This window comes from Paenibacillus sp. P22 (assembly GCF_000469945.2).
GTDB lineage: Bacteria > Bacillota > Bacilli > Paenibacillales > Paenibacillaceae > Paenibacillus_O > Paenibacillus_O humicus.
This window is the reverse complement of the sequence record NZ_CBRA020000064.1, coordinates 57785-78036: the sequence shown is the minus strand read 5'-3', so window position 1 is coordinate 78036 and position 20252 is coordinate 57785. Positions and strand designations below refer to the sequence as shown.

The window sequence follows — 20252 nt, the reverse complement described above, 5'->3', positions numbered from 1 at the left end:
TCCCGCCGTTCCGCCTGACGCCGCTCGGCGGCTGTACGCGCCTGCCTCCGGCATGGCGGCAGACCGCGCCGGAGCCGTGAGGGAGCAGGAAGGCGGAGCTTATGCCGCTGTTCCCGCCCTGGCAGGCGGAGCCAATGCCTCCGCTCCCGGTCCGGCAGGCGACGAGCCCGCGGGCGTTGTCAGCGGCGCTTCCGGTCCCAAGCCGGAGGTGGGCGGGCTGGCTTTGTCCCCTCCAGCCGGCTCTGCCGAATCCGGGGGTTCATACAGTCCGTCGGAATCTTTCCCCGGAGCGGCGGGCAGCCTCTCCGATGCCCCCGAAGGCGGGACGGGCTTCCCGGAGCTCAGCTGGGTCGGCCAGATGCACGGCACCTATCTGATCGCGCAAAACGAGGAAGGCATGTACATGATCGACCAGCATGCCGCCCACGAGCGGATCAATTACGAATACTATTACCGCAAGTTCGGGGAGCCGGGCAGCGAGAGCCAGGTTCTGCTCGTTCCCTTCACGCTGGAATATACGAGCGCGGACGCCCAGCAGCTGGCCGGGAGGCTGGAGCTGCTGGCGGAAGCAGGCGTGGAGCTGGAGCCGTTCGGTCCCCAATCGTTCCTCGTCCGCTCCCATCCCCATTGGTTCCCCAAGGGCGAGGAGCAGCAGCTCGTCGAGGAGATGGCGGAGTGGGTGCTGCGCGAGAAGCGGGCGGTGGACATCGCCAAGCTGCGTGAGGAGGCGGCCATCATGTGCTCCTGCAAAGCTTCCATCAAGGCGAACGACCGGCTGAGCCGGGAGGAAGGCGAAGCCCTTCTCGCCCGGCTGGCCGCCTGCGCGCAGCCTTATACTTGTCCGCACGGCAGGCCGATTCTGGTCCATATTTCCAACTATCAGCTGGAGAAAATGTTCAAACGGGTGATGTCATGATCGTCACGACGACGGATCAGCCAAGCAGAGACATGCTCGACGCTGCCGCCCGCCTGGCGGAGGAGCTGGGCGCGCGGCTCGTCAGCCGCAGAGGACGCACGCTCGGCCAATTGGCCGCAGCTTACGGCGACAAGGAGCTGCTGGTCGCCACGAGCACGCAGCTTCGTTATTACGGCGGCCCCGACGAGCCGCCCTTTTATTTCCATCCCAGCATGGCCTACGTCCGCGTGAAGCGGCTGCGCAAGGGAGAGTCCGATCCGCTGGTGGAGCTGGCCGGCTGCCGTCCTGGAGACAGCGTCCTGGACTGCACGGCCGGACTTGCCGGCGATTCCATCGTTTTCTCGTATGCGGCCGGACCGGAGGGGAGCGTGACGGCGCTGGAGAGCGAGCCGGTGCTGCATGCCGTTGTCCGGGAAGGGCTTCTGAGCTATGAGACGCCTCTCAAGGACGTCAATGAGGCTTTCCGGCGCATCCGGCCGGTGCTCGCCGGACATGCCGACTATTTGAAGTCGCTGCCGGACGACAGCTTCGATATCGTCTACTTCGATCCCATGTTCCGCGATCCTGTGCAGGAATCAAGCTCGATCGAGCCTCTGCGCGGCTTGGCGAACCACGGCGCGCTTGCGGCGGAGACCGTCCGGGAAGCGGTTCGGGTAGCGAGAAGAACGGTGCTGCTCAAGGAAAAAAACAACAGCCCGGAGTTTCAGCGGCTCGGCTTCGAGCGCTGTCCGGGGAAAAAGACATCCGCTGTCGGATACGGAGTGATTCGAATTGACTAAACAGCCGCTTCTCGTTCTGGTCGGGCCGACGGCCGTCGGCAAGACGAAGCTGAGCCTGGAGCTTGCCAAGGCATGGAACGCGGAAATCATCTCGGGAGACTCCATGCAGGTCTACCGGGGAATGGACATCGGCACGGCCAAAATTCCCTGTGATGAGATGGAGGGGATTCCCCACCATCTCATCGATATCCGGAATCCGGACGAGCCCTACTCGGCCGCCGACTTCCAGGAAGCGTGCAGCCGCCTCATTCCGGAGATCGCAGCCCGCGGCAAGCTTCCATTCATTGTCGGCGGCACCGGACTCTACATCGAGTCGGTCTGCTACGGATACCGGTTCTCCGAGGCGGGCTCGGACGAAGCCTTCCGTGCGGAGCTCCAGAAGCTCGCGGATGCCGATGGCGTCGATGCCCTGCATGCCAGGCTGGCTGCCGCCGATCCCGAGTCCGCGGCCAAGCTGCATCCCAACGATGTGAGAAGAGTCATCCGGGCGCTGGAAATTGTCCATGTGACGGGGCAAACGATGAGCAGCCAGCTCGCCGGACAGAAAAAAGAGTCGCCCTACGAATTGGTTATTCTGGGACTGCAGATGGACCGTGCGGAGCTGTACGGCAGAATCGAGGAGAGAATCGATCTCATGATGGAGGCCGGGCTGCCGGAGGAGGTCGCCCGCTTGCTGGAGCAAGGCGTGCCGGAGAACGCCGTGGCCATGCAGGGGCTGGGATACAAGGAGCTCGTTCCCTGGCTGAGAGGCGGGACGACGAAGGAGGAAGCCGTCCAGCTGCTCAAGCGGGATACGAGAAGATTCGCCAAGCGCCAGCTGAGCTGGTTCCGGCATATGAAGGACATTCATTGGATCGACACCGGGGAAAATTTTCACAACAATTTGGAGCTTATCCATGCTATACTAGCAGGAAAGTTTGCAGTCGATCTTGAATATACCACTAACAATCCTTTTTGACGGGGGTAACTTCCAATGAACAAATCCATTAATATTCAAGATACGTTCCTGAACCAGCTCCGCAAGGACAGCATCCCGGTCACGGTTTACCTCACCAACGGTTTCCAGATCCGCGGGGTTATCCGCGCCTTCGATAATTTCACGATCATCATCGATTCCGACGGACGCCAGCAAATGGTGTACAAGCATGCGATCTCGACGTTCACGCCTCAGCGCAACGTATCGCTCATGCAGCCGCAGGACAGCTCCTCGGAATCCTAGGACAGGCTATGCCGCCGCGAGTGCGGTGAAACCTTTCCTGCAGCAGCTTCGTTAAGGAAATATCGGTCCGAAGAACAACCCGCTCTCCGGCAGGGTTGTTCTTCTGTTTCCAAGGGTATACCTATATCGGGACAGAAGAGACCGACCGGAAGGAGAACGATAGACATGCCAGACCAGAAGAAAAAAAGGGGATTATCCGGCGCAGCCGGCAAGCAAGAAGGGCAAGAGGAAAAAAGGCCGGATCAGCCGCAAGCGGAAATGGTTCTACGGCTTGTTTTTCGCGGGAGCTCTCGCCGTCGTCGCCGGCATCGTCGGCTACCTGCTGGTCATCCTCAACGGCGAGCGCATCCTCGCCGCCAACAAGGATGTGCTCAGCTTGACGGAGGCTTCCGTCGTCTATGATTCCAGCAACAACAAAATCGCGAGCCTGGCCAGCGTCAACCGCCAGAACGCCGAGTTCTCGGAGCTTCCGGAGCTGCTTCGCGACGCGTTCATCGCGACGGAAGACAAGCGCTTCGAGGAGCATTCCGGCATCGACATGCTCGGCATCGGGCGCGCGCTCGTCAAGGACGTCATCGCGCGGAGCGCCAAGGAAGGCGCGAGCACGATCACGCAGCAGCTGGCGCGCAACCTGTTCCTGAACCAGGACAAGACGTTTTTCCGCAAAGCGACGGAGGCTTCGATCGCCGTTGCCCTGGAAAACCAGATGACCAAGGACGAAATTCTTACGATGTACCTGAACCGGATCTACTTCGGCAACGGCATCTATGGCGTGAAGCTCGCCGCCAAATATTACTTCAACAGCAGCCTTGAAGACCTCAAGCTGTGGCAGATGGCTACTCTTGCCGCCATTCCGAAGGCGCCAAGCTATTATAATCCGAAGGATGACATCGAGCGCTCGACGCAGCGCCGGGCCGTCGTCCTTACCCTGATGAACGACCAGGGCTATATTACGCAAGAGGAGGAGGACCAAGCCAAGGCGGTCGTCTACAAGCCGCCGGGCGAGTTCAATTCCGGCAGCGACCGCAACAAATTCCTCACCTATGTCGATTTTGCCGTCAAGGAAGCGATGCAGGTCATGGATATGTCCGAGGATGAGATCCGCTTGGGCGGATACAAGATCTACACGTCGCTGAACGCCACGGCCCAGCAGACGATCGAGGACGAGTTCGACGACGACAGCAACTTCGAGAAAAGTCCGGACGAGCAGAAGCAGCAGGCGGCCATGGTTATCATGGACCATAGCGACGGCTCGATAAAGGCGATGATCGGCGGCAGGGATTACGTGCGCAAGGGACTCAACCGCGTCACGGTTCCGCGGCAGCCTGGCTCTTCCTTCAAGCCGATCACCGTATACGGGCCGGCGCTGGAGACGGGCGACTACACGCCCGGATCGACTTTGCGGGACGACAAGAAATGCTACGGCAGCTATTGTCCTACCGATTCCAACAAAAACAAGTACATCGGTCCTGTCAGCATGAGCCAGTCGATCATGGAGTCCCGCAACGCCTCCGCGGTATGGCTGCTCAACGAAATCGGTGTCAGCAAGGGAGTAAGCTTCTCCGGCAAGCTCGGCATGCCGCTGGACAAGGACGACCGCAATCTGGCGATCGCGCTGGGAGGGCTGTCTCATGGCGTAACCCCGCTGCAGATGGCGACAGCGTACAGCGCATTCGCCAATGACGGCAAGTCGGTGGACGCTCATACGATCGTCAAGATCGTCGACCATTCTCAGGAGACGAGATACCAGTATGCCGCAGCGAAGCCCAAGCAGCTCATGAAGGAGCAGACGGCGGCTTACATGACGGAGCTTCTGCAAGGCGTCGTCGGCCCGGGCGGAACAGGCCGCGGAGCGGCCATCGACCGGCCGTTGGCAGGCAAGACCGGCACGACGCAGCATGGCATCAGCGGACTCAAATCCAGCTACAACCGCGACGCCTGGTTCGTCGGCTATACGCCGGAGTGGACCGCCGCGGTATGGATGGGCTACGACAAGACCGACAAGGAGCATTTGCTCAAGAAGAGCAGTTCCGCAGCGGCCGCATTGTTCTCGAAGGTCATGTCCAAGGCGATGAAGGACGTGCCGAAGGGCTCGTTCGGGAAAGCTCCTTCGGAACCGACGCCGACGCCGCCGGCTTCGGATGCGCCCGATCAGGTCAAGAATCTGACGGGCTCCTACGATCCGAACCAAATGCTCGTGTCGCTGCGCTGGACTCCTGTCGAGGGTGATGGAATCAGCTACCGGATCTACCGCAAGGATTCCTCCCAGGCTGAATTCAGCCGCGCGCTTGATTCCGCCGCTGCGGGAAGCGCCGATGACATGAACGTGGCGCCCGGCATGTCGTACGAATATTACGTGACGGCCTATGACAGCAAATCCGGCTTGGAAGGACCTCCTTCGGCCCGGATCGCGATTGAAATTCCAACAGTCGAGATCAGCCCTTCGCCGACTCCTGGCTGGAATGACGGCAGCGGGGAAGGGAACGAGGGAAACGGAAACAACGGCAATGGCAACGGGAACGGAAACAATGGCAACGGGAACGGCCATGGAAATAACGGCAACGGTAATGGCAATAATGGAAACGGCAGCGGCAATAACGGCAACGGCAATGGAAACAACGGCAGCGGGAATGGTAACGGCCAAGGAGGCGGACAGCAGGGCGGGGAATCGACTTCCCAGCCGACGCCGACCCCGACGCCGACCTCGACTCCGGCCGATGCCGGGGGGACGGGCAGCGGCGACGGAACGTCCGGCACCTCCTCCGGCGATGCAGCCGCACTACCTTCGGTTCCGGCTGAATCGACCGGACCTTAGTGCAATCGGGCATCGGAGCTGCGACAATGCAAGCTCCGATGCCCGTTCCATATGACACCAGAGCCAATTCCACTCAAGCTCCGATGTCCTTTCCACCTGATGCCGCATTCCGAAACCATAACCTTTACGGAAAAGGAAGTCATGACAACATGAAAAAGAACCTTAAAGCTCTGTCCATCCTCCTGCTCGGCACCGCTATTGTTGCGGCGGGCTGCGGAGCGAAGAATGCGGGCAACGAATCCTCTGGCGCAGGCGCCAGTACGCCGGCCAGCAATGCATCTGGCGATGCCGGCGGATCGGCCGCCAAAAGCTGGAGCAAAAAGCCCGACATGGCGATCGACACCTCCAAAACCTATCAGGCGGTCGTCACTACGACGGATGGCGAGTTCACGATCGACCTTTTCGCGAAGGATGCGCCCGAAACGGTCAACAGCTTTGTCTTTCTGGCGCGGCACAACTATTTTGACGGCATCGTTTTTCACCGGATCATTCAGGACTTCATGATCCAGACGGGAGATCCGACGGGCACGGGGGCAGGCGGCCCGGGCTATACGATACCGGATGAGCTGAACAACGGCCATGTCTACAAGAAAGGCGTCGTGGCGATGGCCAATACGGGACAAGCCGACACGGGAGGCAGCCAGTTCTTTATCGGCACGGGTCCAAGCGTCGAGAGCTTGAGCCAGCTTCCGAACTATACGATCTTCGGCGAGATTTCGGGCGGAATGGATGTCGTGGACAAGATTGCCGCCACTCCGGTCGAGAAAAATGCCCAAGGCGAGCCCAGCAAGCCGACTCAATCGGTGAGCATCCAAAACGTCGAAATCAAGGAAAGCTGATTCCCTTTGCCTGATGTTCCGCCGAATGTGTGAACATGATGTGAATTTCCCTCATATGCTGTACTAGCAGAGGAGGGATCTCCATTATGGGCAAGCATGGCGCGGCTGGAATGGGAAGATGGCTGAGGATCTACGCCTGGGCGGTGCTGGCGGCAGGGGCGGTTTTGTGCGCAGGCTTCCTGTATCCGTTCAATGACGGCAATATGGCGCTCATGGCAGGCGTAGGCTGCCTCATAGCCGCGCCCGTCGTTTATATCGCTTCCTTCATGTTCCCGCTGGTGGACGAGTATATCGGCAGCCATACCGGCGAAGGCGGGGAGCGTCCCGGCAGGGGACGGTAATATTTCGCAAATATAAGGACATTCAATGAACAACATTTTACGGAAATCGCACAAAAATAAGACGGATTCGTTAACGGGGGGCGCCGAAAGGCGTCCTTTTTGCTATGCTGTAACACGAGAGAGGAAATGTTCTGTCAAGAGCATACTCGGTTAATGGGTAATAGCAGGATGGAGATGGCCAAAAGGAGATGAAACGATGAAAAATTCACACAAGTGGCTATGGGGGCTCGGGATTGCCCTCGCCATAGCTGCTGTGGCCATCGTGGTGGTATGGTCCGGCAGCCTCATGGTGCTGGATCCGAAAGGTCCGGTCGCGGAGATTCAGAAAAACCTGATCTGGATTTCCGTCATTTTGTGCGCGGTCATTATTGTGCCTGTACTCGGCATTTTTGCGTTCATAATCGTGCGGTACCGCGATAAGCCGGACAACAAGGCGCCGTACGAGCCGAACTGGTCTCACAGCACGAAGCTGGAGGCGATCTGGTGGGGGATCCCGATCGTCATCGTCGTGCTGCTGGGATACTTCACGGTCCGGGATACGTACAAGCTCGTCAAGCCGCCGGCCGAAACCGCCCATGTAGCGCCGGTGACGATCCAGGTGACGTCGATGGACTGGAAATGGCTGTTCCAGTATCCGGATCAGGACATCGCGACGATCAACTACATCAACATTCCGGAGAACACTCCGATCCAGTTCGTTCTGACGTCCAGCGCGGCGATGAACTCCTTCTGGATTCCGCAGCTCGGCGGCCAGACGTATGCGATGCCGGGCATGGCGATGAGGATGTGGCTGCAGGCGGATGAAACAGGCGAATACTTCGGCTCCGGAGCCAACTTCACCGGCACCGACTTCGCCAAGATGAACTTCACCGTGAAGTCGATGTCCCAGGACGACTTCAACGACTGGGTAAGCAAGTCGCAGCAGGAGACGGCGAAGCTGGACAACGCCGCCTACAACAAGCTCTCGGTCAAGGGAACGGCGGATATTCAAACCTTCGGCTCCATGGACCCGAACCTGTTCAACTCGATCGTCATCAAAAACGGCGGGCATCATCATCCGGCCAACGGCCTGGATATCCGCGGCGCCTATCCCGTGAAGGACGGCAGCAACGAAAGCTCCGGCTCCGAGCCGGATGCAGCAAATCAGACATCGGGCCTATCGCAGCCCGAAATGAACCACTAGGCGGCCAAGGGGAGGAAATTCATCCATGTTGGATTCGATAAAAGACTTTGCCGCCGATTTCTTCGTCACCGGCGATCCGCTCATCTATGGCGCGGATGTATCCATCGCTCTCGTCAGCATTGCCATCGTCTTCGTCCTGACCTACTTCAAGAAGTGGAAATGGCTCTGGCGCGAATGGCTGACGACGGTCGACCATAAGAAAATCGGCATCATGTACCTGATCGCCTCGCTGCTCATGCTGTTCCGCGGCGGCGTCGACGCCTTGCTCATGCGGACGCAGCTGGCGCTCCCGAACGTGGAGTTCCTGCAGGCGGACCACTATAACGCCATCTTCACCACGCACGGCACGATCATGATCCTGTTCATGGCGATGCCGATGATGTTCGCTCTCTTCAACATGGTCGTGCCTCTGCAGATCGGAGCCCGCGACGTCGCGTTCCCGTTCCTGAACGCGCTCAGCTTCTGGCTGTTCCTGATGGGTGCGATGCTGCTGAACGTATCGTTCGTCATCGGCGGCTCTCCCGATGCGGGATGGCTCAGCTATCCGCCTCTGTCGGAGCTCTCGGGCAGTCCCGGCGTCGGCCAGGACTTCTACATCTGGGGCATCCAGATTTCCGGTATCGGCTCCCTCGCTACCGGCATCAACTTCATCGTCACGATTCTGAAAATGCGCGCGCCAGGCATGAAGCTGATGAAAATGCCGCTGTTCTCCTGGTCCGTGCTTTCGGCGTGCATCACCATTCTGTTCGCCTTCCCGATTCTGACGATCACGCTGGCGCTGCTGTTCCTGGACCGCTATTTCGGGGCCCACTTCTTCACGCTTGACGGCGGCGGCATGTCGATGATGTATGTCAACCTGATCTGGATGTGGGGCCACCCCGAAGTATATATCGTCGTGCTTCCCGCCTTCGGCATCTTCTCGGAGATCGTGGCCACCTTCTCGAAGAAGACGATATTCGGCTACAAGTCGATGGTCTTCGCAATGATGGTCATCAGCGTCCTGTCGTTCTTCACCTGGGTTCATCACTTCTTCACGATGGGCTCGAGCGCGGACGTCAACTCGTTCTTCGCGATCACAACGATGGCGATAGCCATCCCGACCGGGGTCAAGGTGTTCAACTGGCTCTTCACCATGTTCCGAGGGAGAATCAGCTTCCAGAGTCCGATGCTCTGGACGATGGGCTTCATTCCTTGCTTCCTGGTCGGGGGAGCGACGGGCGTCATGCTCGCCGTCGCACCGGCAGACTTCCAGTACCACAACAGCTACTTCCTGATCGCCCACTTCCACCAGGTGCTCATCGGCGGCGTCGTGTTCGGCTACCTCGCCGGCATCTACTACTGGTGGCCGAAGCTGTTCGGCTTCAAGCTCGACGAGAAGCGCGGACGCTGGGCGTTCTGGACATGGAACATCGGCTTCTACGTCTGCTTCTTCCCGCAGTACTTCCTCGGCCTTGACGGCATGACGCGCCGCGTCTACACGTACGGCTGGGACCGCGGCTGGGCTGCGCTCAACTTCACGAGCACGATCGGCGCCTTCATGATGGGCATCGGCTTCCTGTTCCAGGTATGGCAGATCGCCTACAGCGTCCGCAAGGGCGAACGGGCAACCGGCGATGCATGGGGCGGCAACGGCAGAACGCTGGAATGGTCGATTCCATCTCCGCCTCCGGTATACAACTTCGCGGTTGTGCCTCAGGTGAAGCATGCCGACGACTGGTTCCATGTGAAGGAAGACAAGGCGAAAGGAATCGAGCGTCCGAAGCAGCAGCTGGAGCCGATCCATATGCCGAAGAACTCCGCCATTCCATTCGTCATGGCAAGCTTCTTCTTCCTCGTGGGCTTCGGTTTCACGTTCCACTGGACCTGGATGATCATCGTCGGCGCACTGGGCGTCTTCGGCAGCCTGTTCGCCCGGTCATTCAGCTACGATGTGGATTATTACATTCCGGTCGATGAGGTCATCGAGACGGAACGGAAATTAGGGAGGTCGTACTAATGCAGCAGCATATCGTCTCTCCTGAGGTCCACGAGCATCATACCCAGGAACAGGAGTCGCTCAAGACAGCGGGCTTCTGGCTGTTCCTGGTATCCGATACTCTGCTGTTCGGCACCTTGTTCGCGACCTATGTCGTCCTGGTCGGCCATACGAACGGCGGACCTTCGGGCAAGGAGCTGTTCGAGATTCCGGGATTCGTCGCCTCGACGTTCCTCCTGCTTACGTCCAGCTTCACGAGCGGCCTGGCCGTTCTCCAGATGCAGGCCAAAAAGCTGAGCGGCATGATTTTCTGGCTGATCATGACGCTCCTGCTCGGAGCGGCGTTCCTTTACCTCGAGGTCACGGAGTTCGTGAACCTCGTCCATGAAGGAGCGAACATCGGCACGAGCGCATTCCTGTCGGCGTTCTTCACCCTGGTCGGCACCCACGGAATCCACGTTACCGTCGGCATCTTCTGGTGCATCGGGCTGATCTTCCAGCTGCGCAAGCACGGAATTACAACGGTAACGAAGCGCAAGATTTCGAACTTCAGCCTGTACTGGCATTTTCTCGACGTGATCTGGATCTTCCTGTTCTCCGTCGTTTACCTCATGGGGGTGATGTAGATGAGCCCGCATTCCGATTCCCACGGCCACGGACATGGCCATCACGAGGAGCATAACCACGGGTCGCTCAAGTCTTATACGATCGGATTCATCATCTCGATCATACTGACTGTCATCCCGATGCTCGTCGTATTCAACGGCCTGATGTCCCGGACGGGGACGCTGCTCGTCATTCTCGTCACAGCGATTCTGCAGCTTCTCGTCCAGCTTTTCTTCTTCATGCATATCAACGAAGGCGAGAAGCCTCGGTACAACGTCATGGCGCTGGTGCTCGGCTTTGTCATCGTCATCACGATCGTTGCCGGCTCCGTATGGATCATGTCGTTCAACTCGGTCGTCCAATAAGATCGTTCCTGTCCCCGCTCCCAATCCGGAGCGGGGATATTTTCTTTTGAAGCGGCTGTTTTCGCCTTGACATGGCCAAGGCAGGTTGGTCTTATTTGGCGTTACCGCTGGAGATGGACAGTAAGATGTGGTAAGCTGTCAACTAAAGGAAACACGGAAAAAAGGCAGGGGCGAACCGAGCATAGTCGCAGCGCCATTGCCGCATCTTAAGGGAAAGGGTACGTTCCATATGAAACGAAAATTTTCGGATCGGGCCAACTGGCGGCGTATCCTGCGCAAAAGCTACACTTGCCTGACGCTTGACGGAGAGGATTTCAGAGGGCTGGTCACGTTTTACCGGATTCACGACCTCCGGGAGCCGCTCTGGAAGGAGTACAACGGACGGAGGCTCTGCCTGGCCGACCGGGGCTATCTCTGGATGCAGCATTTTCCCCGCGGCGAGCACTTCGTCGTCACGACCATGTTCGACGACAAGGGCAAGGTCGTGCAGTGGTACATCGATATCTGCAAGACGCAAGGCCTGACGGACCAGCAGGTTCCCTGGTTCGACGATCTTTATCTGGATATCGTCGTGCTTCCTACGGGAGAAGTGTTCCTGATGGACGAGGATGAGCTGGAGGATGCGATCCGCGACGGCGATGTGACGCGCAAGGAAGCGGCGATGGCCCGGAAGACGGCTGGAAGGCTGCTTGCCGCCATCAAGAACGGACGCTTCCGCTACTTTACGCTCAGCCTGCGCCACCGCAAGACGCTGGCCGAACGAATGGGCGAGGTCAGCGAATCATGAAGGCGGCAGAGGCGGGGACGAACAAGCCGAAGCCGACAAAAAAGACCGGGACGGCGAAGAAGCCTGCCGCCCGGCGCAAAAAAAACCGACATGGCGGCCTGCTGGGCCGCCTTGTGCGCGCTTGCCTGATTGTCGGGGCTCTCGGTGTATTTGCAGCGGGGTACCTGTTCTGGCAGATCACGCATTATTCTCCACCCAATCCTGTGCCGCAGCGGGAGGCTGGAATCGTGCTCGGAGCCGCTCTCTGGAACGATGCGCCGAGCCCTGGACTCAAGGAGCGGCTGGATCAGGCGCTGAAGCTGTACCAAGCCGGGAGAGTGCAGAAGCTGATCGTCTCCGGAGGTCTCGACCGCAACGGCTCCAAGCTCACCGAAGCACAGGGGATGAGAGTCTATCTCGTTTCGCGCGGCATGCCCAAGGATGCCGTCATTCTCGAGAACCGGGCGACAAGCACATACGAGAACCTGGTGTTCAGCCGGAAGGCCGGCGAGGCTGCCGGCATCAAGTCCTATCTGATCATTACGCATGAGTATCATGCCTCCAGGGCGCTCGACATGGCGCGGTTCCTCGGGTTTCCCGACCCGGTCGTAAGTTCCGTCAAATCCAAAGTGCTCAACGCAGCAGCCAACGAAACCCGGGAGACGCTTGCGTACGGCAAGTGGCAGCTGGACAAGCTGCTCATGCTGGTCGGGCTCAAGTCCGTATGAAGGCCGTTAGCAACCGTTCATAGTCCGATCTGAAGTCTGTCTGATTCTGTTAATATGGCTCTGCTGTCCCGAATACAATTTGTAGAGCCATTCAATTGCAGGAAGGACAGGTGATGCCGCGGATGAACGGACACGCCGCTTCGGGACATCAGGGCGCAAGGCCCTCCCGCCAAATAAATGTCGTGCTGCGAAGCCATGAGACGTACGGTCTCGGAGCATCCTCCGCAGCCGCCCAGCAGGTCGATTATCCCGAGCCTGCGGGAGCGGCCAGGCAGGCTCCCGCAGCCGATCCCTATGCCGAAATCCAAAAGGAAATGGAGCATATGGTCGGCATGGAAGGGGTCAAATCGCTGATCTATGAAATCTATGCCTTGCTCCTGATCAGCCAGATGCGCTCGGAAGCCGGGCTCTCTGGCGGAGCGCAAGTCTATCATATGATATTCAAGGGCAATCCCGGCACCGGCAAGACGACGATCGCCCGCATCGTCGCCAAGCTGTTCCAGAAGATGGGCCTGCTGTCCAAGGGACATCTCATCGAGGTCGAGCGGGCGGATCTTGTCGGCGAATACATCGGGCATACCGCGCAAAAAACCCGCGATCTCGTGAAAAAGGCGCTGGGAGGCGTCCTGTTCGTCGATGAAGCCTACAGCCTGGCGCGAGGCGGGGAGAAGGATTTCGGGAAGGAAGCGATCGATACGCTCGTCAAGGCGATGGAGGACTATCGCAGCCAGTTCGTCCTCATTCTGGCCGGCTACCCGCTCGAGATCGAGCATTTTCTTCTAACGAATCCCGGACTGCCTTCGAGATTTCCGATCCAGATCGACTTTCCCGACTACTCGGTGGACCAGCTCATACAGATCGCTGAGCTGATGGCCAAAGACCGGGACTATTCCTTGCTCCCTCAGACCGTCTTCAAGCTGAGGAGCCATCTGATGCAGGAAAAGACGGCTACGCTCTATTCGTTCAGCAATGCCCGCTATGTCCGCAATCTGATTGAAAAATCCATCCGCCACCAGGCCGTCAGGCTCCTCAACCAGTATGCGTCGGCCAGTCCTGGCAGGCAGGAGCTCATGAGCATCCGTCCGGAAGACATGCGCTGGGAGGGAAAGGTCAAGCAGCCTGGTGAACTCGGATAAGGCGAAAGGAGCTTCGCGAAGCTTGGATACGACAACCTATGAAACGGATCATGGCGTGCCCGACAGGGCCATTCTCGTCAGTCTGGTCACCCAGGAGGCGAAGCGCGGCCCTTCGGATCCGGAGCATTCGCTCGAAGAGCTCGCCAACCTGGCCGATACGGCCGGCGTCGAAGTGCTTGCGACTGTCATTCAGAACAAGGAAGCGCCCGATCCCAAATGGCTCGTCGGCAAAGGCAAGGTGGAGGAGATCCGCGCCGTCAAGGAAGAGCTCGGAGCGACAACGATCATTTTCGACCAGGAGCTGTCCGGTGCGCAAGTGCGCAATCTCGAACAATCGCTTGATGCCAAAATCATCGATCGGACCCAGCTTATTCTCGATATATTCGCCGGAAGGGCGAAAACCCGGGAAGGCATCATCCAGGTCGAGCTCGCTCAGTTGAGCTACCTGCTGCCGCGCCTGTCGGGACACGGCAAAAATCTGTCCCGCCTCGGCGGCGGTATCGGCACGCGCGGGCCGGGGGAGAGCAAGCTTGAGACCGACCGGAGGCATATCCGGGGACGCATCTCCGATCTCAAGGCCCATCTTCGGGAGCTGACGCGCACCCGCGAGCTTCACCGGGAGCGGCGCCGCAAGACGGGCGTAACCCAAGTCGCGCTTGTCGGATATACGAACGCAGGCAAGTCGACGCTGATGAATGAGCTTACGCTCGCCGACGTGCTGGTCGAGAACCGGCTGTTCGCAACTCTGGACCCGACCTCCCGGGTTCTGGTCCTGCCAAGCGGCAACGAGGTCGTACTCACGGATACGGTAGGCTTCATCCAGAACCTGCCCCATGATCTTGTAGCCGCGTTCCGCGCCACCCTGGAGGAAGTCGCGGAGGCGGACCTGATCCTGCATGTCGTGGACAGCTCGTCCCCGATGCGGCGCGAGCAGATGCGGGTCGTCGAGGAGCTGCTGCAGCAGCTCGGGGCATCGGACAAGCCGCTCCTGCTCGTGTATAATAAGAAGGACCTGGTCGGAGGAGCGCTCAGAAGCCTGCTTCCGTCCAGCGGTCCTCGGCAGCTGCTCATCAGCGCCTACGACGCTGCGGACCGGAGCCGTCTGCTGCAGGCGATTCAGGACGAGCTTTCGGGGGAAACCCGGTCGTTTGCCTTGCCGGCCGACCGCGGGGACCTGATCGCGCTTGCCTACCGTTGCGGCGAGGTGCTGGAGCGGGAAGCGGACGGAGACGTCCTATGGCTGACGGTGGAGCTCAACCGCGCGGATTACGAAGTGAACGGACATCAGCTGGAGCCTTACCGCCAGTCGCGGACCAGCGCCGGAATTACGACACAGCAAGGAGACTGAATACAAGTTGGACAAGCTCATGAAGCTTGCGCAGGCGGCAGAAAAAAAAGGTTCAATCCCGATTCGCGGAACTGGATCTCGTCGCCGAGCGCAATCAATGGAAGGTCATCGAAGCGTTTCAGAAGCATAAGGTCAGCGATTTTCATTTCAACGGATCCACCGGCTACGGCTACAACGATCGGGGGCGCGAAGTGCTCGATCTCGTGTATGCCGACGTCTTCCGGTCCGAGGCCGCTCTCGTGCGGCCTCATTTTGCGTCCGGCACGCATACGATCAGCACGGCGCTGTTCGGACTGCTCCGTCCCGGGGACGAACTGTTATACGTGACCGGACGTCCTTACGACACCTTGCACAAGGTTATCGGCAAGCCCGGCGACGGCACCGGATCCCTTCAGGATTGGGGAATCCTCTACAAGGAGGCGGCGCTGGCGCCGGATGGCGGCGTCGATTGGGAAGCGGTGGAGACGCTCATCACGGAACGGACCCGCGTCATCGGCATTCAGCGCTCGAGGGGCTACGACTGGAGAGCTTCGTTCACCGTCGATCAGATCGGAGAGATGGTCCGCCGAGTAAAATCCATGAAGCCGGATGTGCTCGTCTTCGTCGACAATTGCTACGGCGAGTTCACGGAGTTGTCGGAACCGACCGAGGTCGGAGCCGATCTCATCGCAGGATCGCTTATCAAAAATCCCGGGGGCGGACTTGCCGCGACAGGCGGATACATAGCAGGCAAGGCCGATGCCGTCCAGGCTGCCGCCTACCGGCTTACGGCGCCCGGCATCGGCTCCGAGGTCGGAGCGATGCTGGATACGCTGCGCGGCATTTATCAAGGCCTGTTTTTGGCGCCGCATCTCGTCGGACAGGCCTTGAAGGGCAGCGTGCTGTCGGCGGCGATGTTCGAAGAGCTCGGGTTCGAAACTTCTCCGGCCTGGAACGATCCGCGCACGGATCTCATTCAGGCGATCCGATTCGGCTCGCCCGACGCTCTCACGGCATTTGTGCAAGGCATTCAGGCTGCGGCTGCTGTCGACTCGCATGTCGTGCCGGAGGCATGGGACATGCCGGGGTACGAGCATCCGGTCATCATGGCGGCCGGCGCGTTCATCCAGGGAGGAAGCCTGGAGCTGTCTGCCGATGCGCCCATCCGCGAGCCTTATATCGCTTACATGCAAGGCGGATTGACCTACTCCCATGTCAAGTACGCCTTGCTGCAGTCGCTTCAAAGACTGGAGCAGCAGGGTATTATTGTTAGTTAAACTTACACAAGAACCTAACATGACTTGACACCTTTATGTCGCGCGATTACAATAGGTTCATAACTTATCGCGATTGGAAGGTTGATGTGAACATGGCTGACGATATACGCCGCAATATGGCTTTGTTTCCGATCGGAATCGTGATGAAGCTCACGGACCTGACCGCACGCCAAATCCGCTATTACGAGCAGCATGAATTGATTGTCCCGGCGCGCACCTCGGGCAACCAAAGGCTGTTTTCCTTTAACGACGTGGAAAGGCTGCTGGAGATCAAATCCCTCATCGAGAAGGGAGTCAACATCGCCGGAATCAAGCAGGTGATGAACCCGGTCTCCAAGGAATCCGAGGATGCGACCATCATGACGGAGATATCCGAAGTGAAGCGCCGCGAGCTCAGCGATTCCCAGCTTCGCCTGCTCCTGAAGCAGCAGCTGCAAGAGAAGCGTCCTGGCAAAGCATCGCTTATCCAAGGCCAGCTGAGCCGCTTTTTCCCGAACAAACGCTAGCCATAACCTATTTTATGATGTGAGGAGTAGATACGGTGAGTTACAACAAAGAAGATATCATGCGCATCGCCAAGGAACAGAACGTCAGATTCATCCGTCTCCAATTCACGGATCTGCTGGGCACGATCAAAAACGTCGAGATTCCGGTCAGCCAGCTTGAGAAAGCTCTCGACAATAAAATGATGTTCGACGGCTCCTCGATCGAAGGTTATGTCCGTATCGAGGAATCCGATATGTATCTTTATCCCGACCTCAGCACTTGGGTCGTATTCCCGTGGGTTACGCAGGATCGCGTCGCCCGCTTGATCTGCGACATCTACATGCCGGACGGCACGCCGTTCGCCGGCGATCCCCGCGGCATTCTGAAGCGCGTGCTCAAGGAAGCCGAGGAAATGGGCTTCACTGCGATGAACGTAGGTCCTGAGCCCGAATTCTTCCTGTTCAAGACGAACGAGAAGGGCGAGCCGACGACCGAGCTCAACGACCAGGGCGGTTATTTCGATCTGGCGCCGATGGACCTCGGCGAGAACTGCCGCCGCGAAATCGTGCTGACGCTCGAGGAGATGGACTTCGAGATCGAGGCCTCCCATCACGAGGTCGCTCCAGGCCAGCATGAGATCGACTTCAAATACGCGGACGCTATCAAAGCGGCCGATCAGATCCAGACGTTCAAGCTCGTCGTCAAGACGGTCGCCCGCCAGCACGGCCTGCACGCGACCTTCATGCCGAAGCCGCTGTTCGGAGTCAACGGCTCCGGCATGCACTGCCATCAGTCGCTGTTCCGCGGCGGAGAGAACGCCTTCTACGACGAGGACGATCAGCTGGGACTCAGCCCGACGGCGCGTTACTACATGGCCGGCCTTCTGCGCCATGCCCGCGCGATGACCGCCATCACCAATCCGACCGTCAACAGCTACAAGCGTCTGGTGCCGGGTTACGAGGCGCCGAGCTACGTCGCCTGGTCGGCAAGCAACCGCAGCCCGATGATCCGCATTCCGGCTTCCCGCGGCCTCAGCACCCGCGTCGAAGTGCGCAACCCGGATCCGGCCGCGAATCCATACCTGGCTCTGGCCGTCATGCTGAAGGCCGGCCTGGACGGCATCAAGAACAAGCTGCCGCTGCCGGCTCCGATCGACCGCAACATCTACGTCATGACCGACGAAGAGCGTCTGGAGGACGGCATCCCGAGCCTGCCGGAGGATCTTCGCGAAGCTCTGAACGAGCTGCTGCGCAGCGAGATTATTACGGAAGCTCTCGGCGACCACGCCCTGGCGCATTTCTACGAGCTCAAGGAAATCGAGTGGGACATGTACAAAACGCAAGTGCATGAGTGGGAACGCGATCAGTACCTGACTCTGTACTAAGAGAGGAATCCCTTGGCCCATGCGGGCTGAGGGATTTTTCTTATGTGTGGGTGAACGGTAGGAGGGATGGCCTGCGAGCTGACTCATATCCGCAAAATGCCCGCACTTTTGCGTTAAATGGCCGACTATTTCAAACGATTGGCAGCCAGAGCTGAAACCGGGGCGACCGGGTAGGGGGTAGGGGCTATCCCGCTCAGCCTCATCTGATCATTGCCGCGGGATACACTTCTGGCAACAGATCCATGTACAGGTAAGCAAACGAAACGGCAGCCGTTTAACGGCAGCCGTTTCTTCATTCCTTAGAGATTGCTATATTCTTCATCGGATACGGGTTCCAGCCAATCCGTCTGTCCTGGTGTAAGGGCCAAGTGTACAAACCAGCTATCGGTTGTTGCCCCGTGCCAATGTTTTACATGAGGCGGGATGTTTACGACATCCCCCGTTTGGAGCAATCGGGCCGGCTTTCCTTCTTCTTGATACCAGCCCTCGCCGCCAGTAACCATCAAAACTTGTCCCTCTTGATGAGAGTGCCAGTTATTGCGGGCTCCTGGAGCAAAGGTCACGTTTCCAATGGCTGTATTGAGCGGCTCGGGATCGGTGAACACCATCTGCAAATACGCATCCCCTGTAAAGTATTGCTCTACTTTTTTTCCTAGCGGGAAGATGGTGCTGTGGCTTAATTGTTCGTTTTTCATTTTTGACATCCTTCTTTCTTTTTAAGGTAATTCCGAATTCAGACGAATCCAGCTTTCTCGGATTTTGTTTGGATGCATTAATGCGATCTGTTAGGAGCAATTAAGCAACAGGTCACCTAATGAACACCAGTATATAAGTATAAACCGTTCTAACAAATACGAAATTGTTAGATTGGATCGATTTGTTCCTTACTAAACAAATAGTCTGATTTTGTTTATTTAAAGGATTAAAAAAGTTGACCCAAAAGGGGATTTCTGGACATAAAGGAACCAACTTGACCTGATTGGGCCTAGGGATGTGAAAAGGAGTCAACTCAAACTTCAATCGGCATTCAAACGGACGCTCTTCAATAACCATATCCAAGTTCGATTTGACTTTCCTTGTTTTCCGGCGCTTCTCGCACTTTTTTTTCAGTGGAGATTTCACCAAGAAAAACACAGGCAGCTTCTTCAGAATCACCTATAGATATAAAGCTTTATTAAATTGAATAGCTTCAAATAATGATACGTCCTATGAGCGATTCCACAACAAGAGGAGAGTGTACATTAATGGGAAGATTACCGGGTCCTCCAGGACCTCCGGGACCGCAAGGACCGCAAGGACCGCAAGGACCAACAGGACCGCAAGGCATTTGTCTGCCGTGTCCTACTGGACCTACAGGTCCAATATGAGCAACGGGGCCAACAGGTCTAGCAGGGCCAACGGGAATAGGGACAACTGGAGCTATCGGGCCAACAGGCCCTGCGGGCGCGACGGGAGCGACTGGGCCAGGAGTTGGTGCAACAGGAGCAACGGGAGCAACTGGCCCGGCCGGAACCGCAGGAGCAGCAGGAGCAGCAGGAGCAGCAGGAGCAGCAGGAGCAGCAGGAGCAGCAGGAGCTACTGGAGCCACAGGAGCAACAGGCGGAGTACTCGCTTTTTCAGACTTTTTCGCCTTGATGCCACCCGATAATGCTGCAACAGTCGCAGTGGGTACTGATGTAAGCTTTCCTCAAAATGGGCCAACAAGCGGAACTACCATTACACGAACAGGTCCAACTACGTTTAACCTGGCTGCAATTGGAACCTATCAGGTTCTGTTCCAGGTGAGTGTGACCGAGGCTGGGCAACTCATATTGACTCTTAACGGCGCCGATCTGGCGTACACGGTAGTTGGGCGGGCAACGGGCACATCTCAGATCGTAGGTACGGCTCTTGTCCAAACGACTGTGATAAATTCTATCCTCACGGTTCGTAATCCAGCCGGGAACTCAACTGCATTAACGATAACTCCTCTTGCTGGCGGAACCAGATCTGTCTCTGCACATCTTGTCATCATTCAGATCGCTTAAATTATTCTTCCATGTAACATATATAGAAAGCCCGCTGAACTTACTAGTCGGAGGACTTTTTTTTTGTTTACAGCTAAATTTGT

At 58.0% G+C, this 20252-nt stretch carries 19 protein-coding genes and 1 pseudogene; 19 read left to right on the top strand and 1 reads right to left on the bottom strand.

Annotated elements, in window-relative coordinates; genetic code table 11:
• The 18 genes and pseudogenes from BN871_RS28990 to glnA form a co-directional block, all read left to right on the top strand.
• Window positions 1-916, top strand: a pseudogene (locus tag BN871_RS28990) (DNA mismatch repair protein MutL); the annotation flags it as partial.
• Complete coding sequence (locus BN871_RS10840) at window positions 913-1695, top strand: class I SAM-dependent methyltransferase (RefSeq protein WP_021879855.1); 783 nt, start codon at window positions 913-915, stop codon at window positions 1693-1695. The pseudogene BN871_RS28990 and the gene BN871_RS10840, both read left to right, overlap by 4 nt.
• A complete protein-coding gene (miaA, locus tag BN871_RS10835) occupies window positions 1688-2653 on the top strand; it encodes a tRNA (adenosine(37)-N6)-dimethylallyltransferase MiaA (RefSeq protein ID WP_021879854.1) in 966 nt (321 codons plus the stop codon). Before BN871_RS10840 ends, miaA begins: the two co-directional genes overlap by 8 nt.
• 15 nt (window positions 2654-2668) lie before the next feature.
• Complete coding sequence (gene hfq / locus BN871_RS10830) at window positions 2669-2914, top strand: RNA chaperone Hfq (RefSeq protein WP_021879853.1); 246 nt, start codon at window positions 2669-2671, stop codon at window positions 2912-2914.
• A 271-nt stretch (window positions 2915-3185) separates the two neighbouring features.
• Entirely contained in the window at window positions 3186-5729 is a 2544-nt protein-coding gene (locus BN871_RS10825) for a transglycosylase domain-containing protein (RefSeq protein ID WP_232312961.1), read from the top strand.
• 149 nt (window positions 5730-5878) lie between these two features.
• Entirely contained in the window at window positions 5879-6568 is a 690-nt protein-coding gene (locus BN871_RS10820; protein ID WP_048745905.1) for a peptidylprolyl isomerase, read from the top strand.
• Window positions 6569-6654: 86 nt separating this feature from the next.
• Window positions 6655-6909 (top strand): hypothetical protein, encoded by a 255-nt coding sequence (locus BN871_RS10815; RefSeq protein WP_021879849.1) that lies wholly within the window; start codon window positions 6655-6657, stop codon window positions 6907-6909.
• A gap of 196 nt (window positions 6910-7105) precedes the next feature.
• Window positions 7106-8092: a cytochrome aa3 quinol oxidase subunit II gene (gene qoxA / locus BN871_RS10810; protein ID WP_049867293.1), complete on the top strand. Its 987-nt coding sequence runs from the start codon at window positions 7106-7108 to the stop codon at window positions 8090-8092.
• 25 nt (window positions 8093-8117) lie between these two features.
• Window positions 8118-10088, top strand: a complete 1971-nt coding sequence (locus tag BN871_RS10805) for a cbb3-type cytochrome c oxidase subunit I (protein ID WP_021879846.1) — start codon at window positions 8118-8120, stop codon at window positions 10086-10088.
• Complete coding sequence (gene cyoC / locus BN871_RS10800) at window positions 10088-10693, top strand: cytochrome o ubiquinol oxidase subunit III (RefSeq protein ID WP_048745903.1); 606 nt, start codon at window positions 10088-10090, stop codon at window positions 10691-10693. Before BN871_RS10805 ends, cyoC begins: the two co-directional genes overlap by 1 nt.
• Window positions 10694-11038 (top strand): cytochrome o ubiquinol oxidase subunit IV, encoded by a 345-nt coding sequence (gene cyoD / locus BN871_RS10795; protein WP_021879844.1) that lies wholly within the window; start codon window positions 10694-10696, stop codon window positions 11036-11038.
• Between the two features lie 229 nt (window positions 11039-11267).
• Window positions 11268-11825: a DUF402 domain-containing protein gene (locus tag BN871_RS10790; RefSeq protein ID WP_048745902.1), complete on the top strand. Its 558-nt coding sequence runs from the start codon at window positions 11268-11270 to the stop codon at window positions 11823-11825.
• The gene (locus BN871_RS10785) at window positions 11822-12532 is read left to right on the top strand and encodes a YdcF family protein (RefSeq protein WP_083436373.1); all 711 of its coding nucleotides are present in this window, start codon (window positions 11822-11824) and stop codon (window positions 12530-12532) included. The genes BN871_RS10790 and BN871_RS10785 overlap by 4 nt, the downstream gene beginning before the upstream one ends.
• Before the next feature lie 122 nt (window positions 12533-12654).
• Window positions 12655-13668 carry an AAA family ATPase gene (locus BN871_RS10780; protein WP_048745926.1) on the top strand — a complete coding sequence of 338 codons (1014 nt, stop codon included), beginning with the start codon at window positions 12655-12657 and terminating at the stop codon, window positions 13666-13668.
• A 22-nt stretch (window positions 13669-13690) separates the two neighbouring features.
• Window positions 13691-15016, top strand: a complete 1326-nt coding sequence (hflX, locus tag BN871_RS10775; protein WP_048745900.1) for a GTPase HflX — start codon at window positions 13691-13693, stop codon at window positions 15014-15016.
• Between the two features lie 26 nt (window positions 15017-15042).
• Window positions 15043-16272, top strand: coding sequence for a methionine gamma-lyase family protein (locus BN871_RS10770; protein ID WP_048745899.1), 1230 nt, complete (start codon window positions 15043-15045; stop codon window positions 16270-16272).
• A gap of 92 nt (window positions 16273-16364) precedes the next feature.
• On the top strand, window positions 16365-16778 hold the full coding sequence (locus BN871_RS10765; RefSeq protein WP_048745897.1) for a MerR family transcriptional regulator: 414 nt from the start codon (window positions 16365-16367) through the stop codon (window positions 16776-16778).
• Window positions 16779-16813: 35 nt separating this feature from the next.
• On the top strand, window positions 16814-18142 hold the full coding sequence (glnA, locus tag BN871_RS10760) for a type I glutamate--ammonia ligase (protein ID WP_021882093.1): 1329 nt from the start codon (window positions 16814-16816) through the stop codon (window positions 18140-18142).
• A gap of 299 nt (window positions 18143-18441) precedes the next feature.
• Here the strand turns inward: glnA and BN871_RS10755 are convergent, their stop codons facing one another.
• On the bottom strand, window positions 18442-18837 hold the full coding sequence (locus tag BN871_RS10755; protein WP_048745896.1) for a cupin domain-containing protein: 396 nt from the start codon (window positions 18835-18837) through the stop codon (window positions 18442-18444).
• 775 nt (window positions 18838-19612) lie between these two features.
• Here BN871_RS10755 and BN871_RS29630 point away from each other — a divergent pair.
• The gene (locus BN871_RS29630) at window positions 19613-19777 is read left to right on the top strand and encodes a hypothetical protein (RefSeq protein WP_269745418.1); all 165 of its coding nucleotides are present in this window, start codon (window positions 19613-19615) and stop codon (window positions 19775-19777) included.
• Window positions 19778-20252 lie beyond the last annotated feature (475 nt).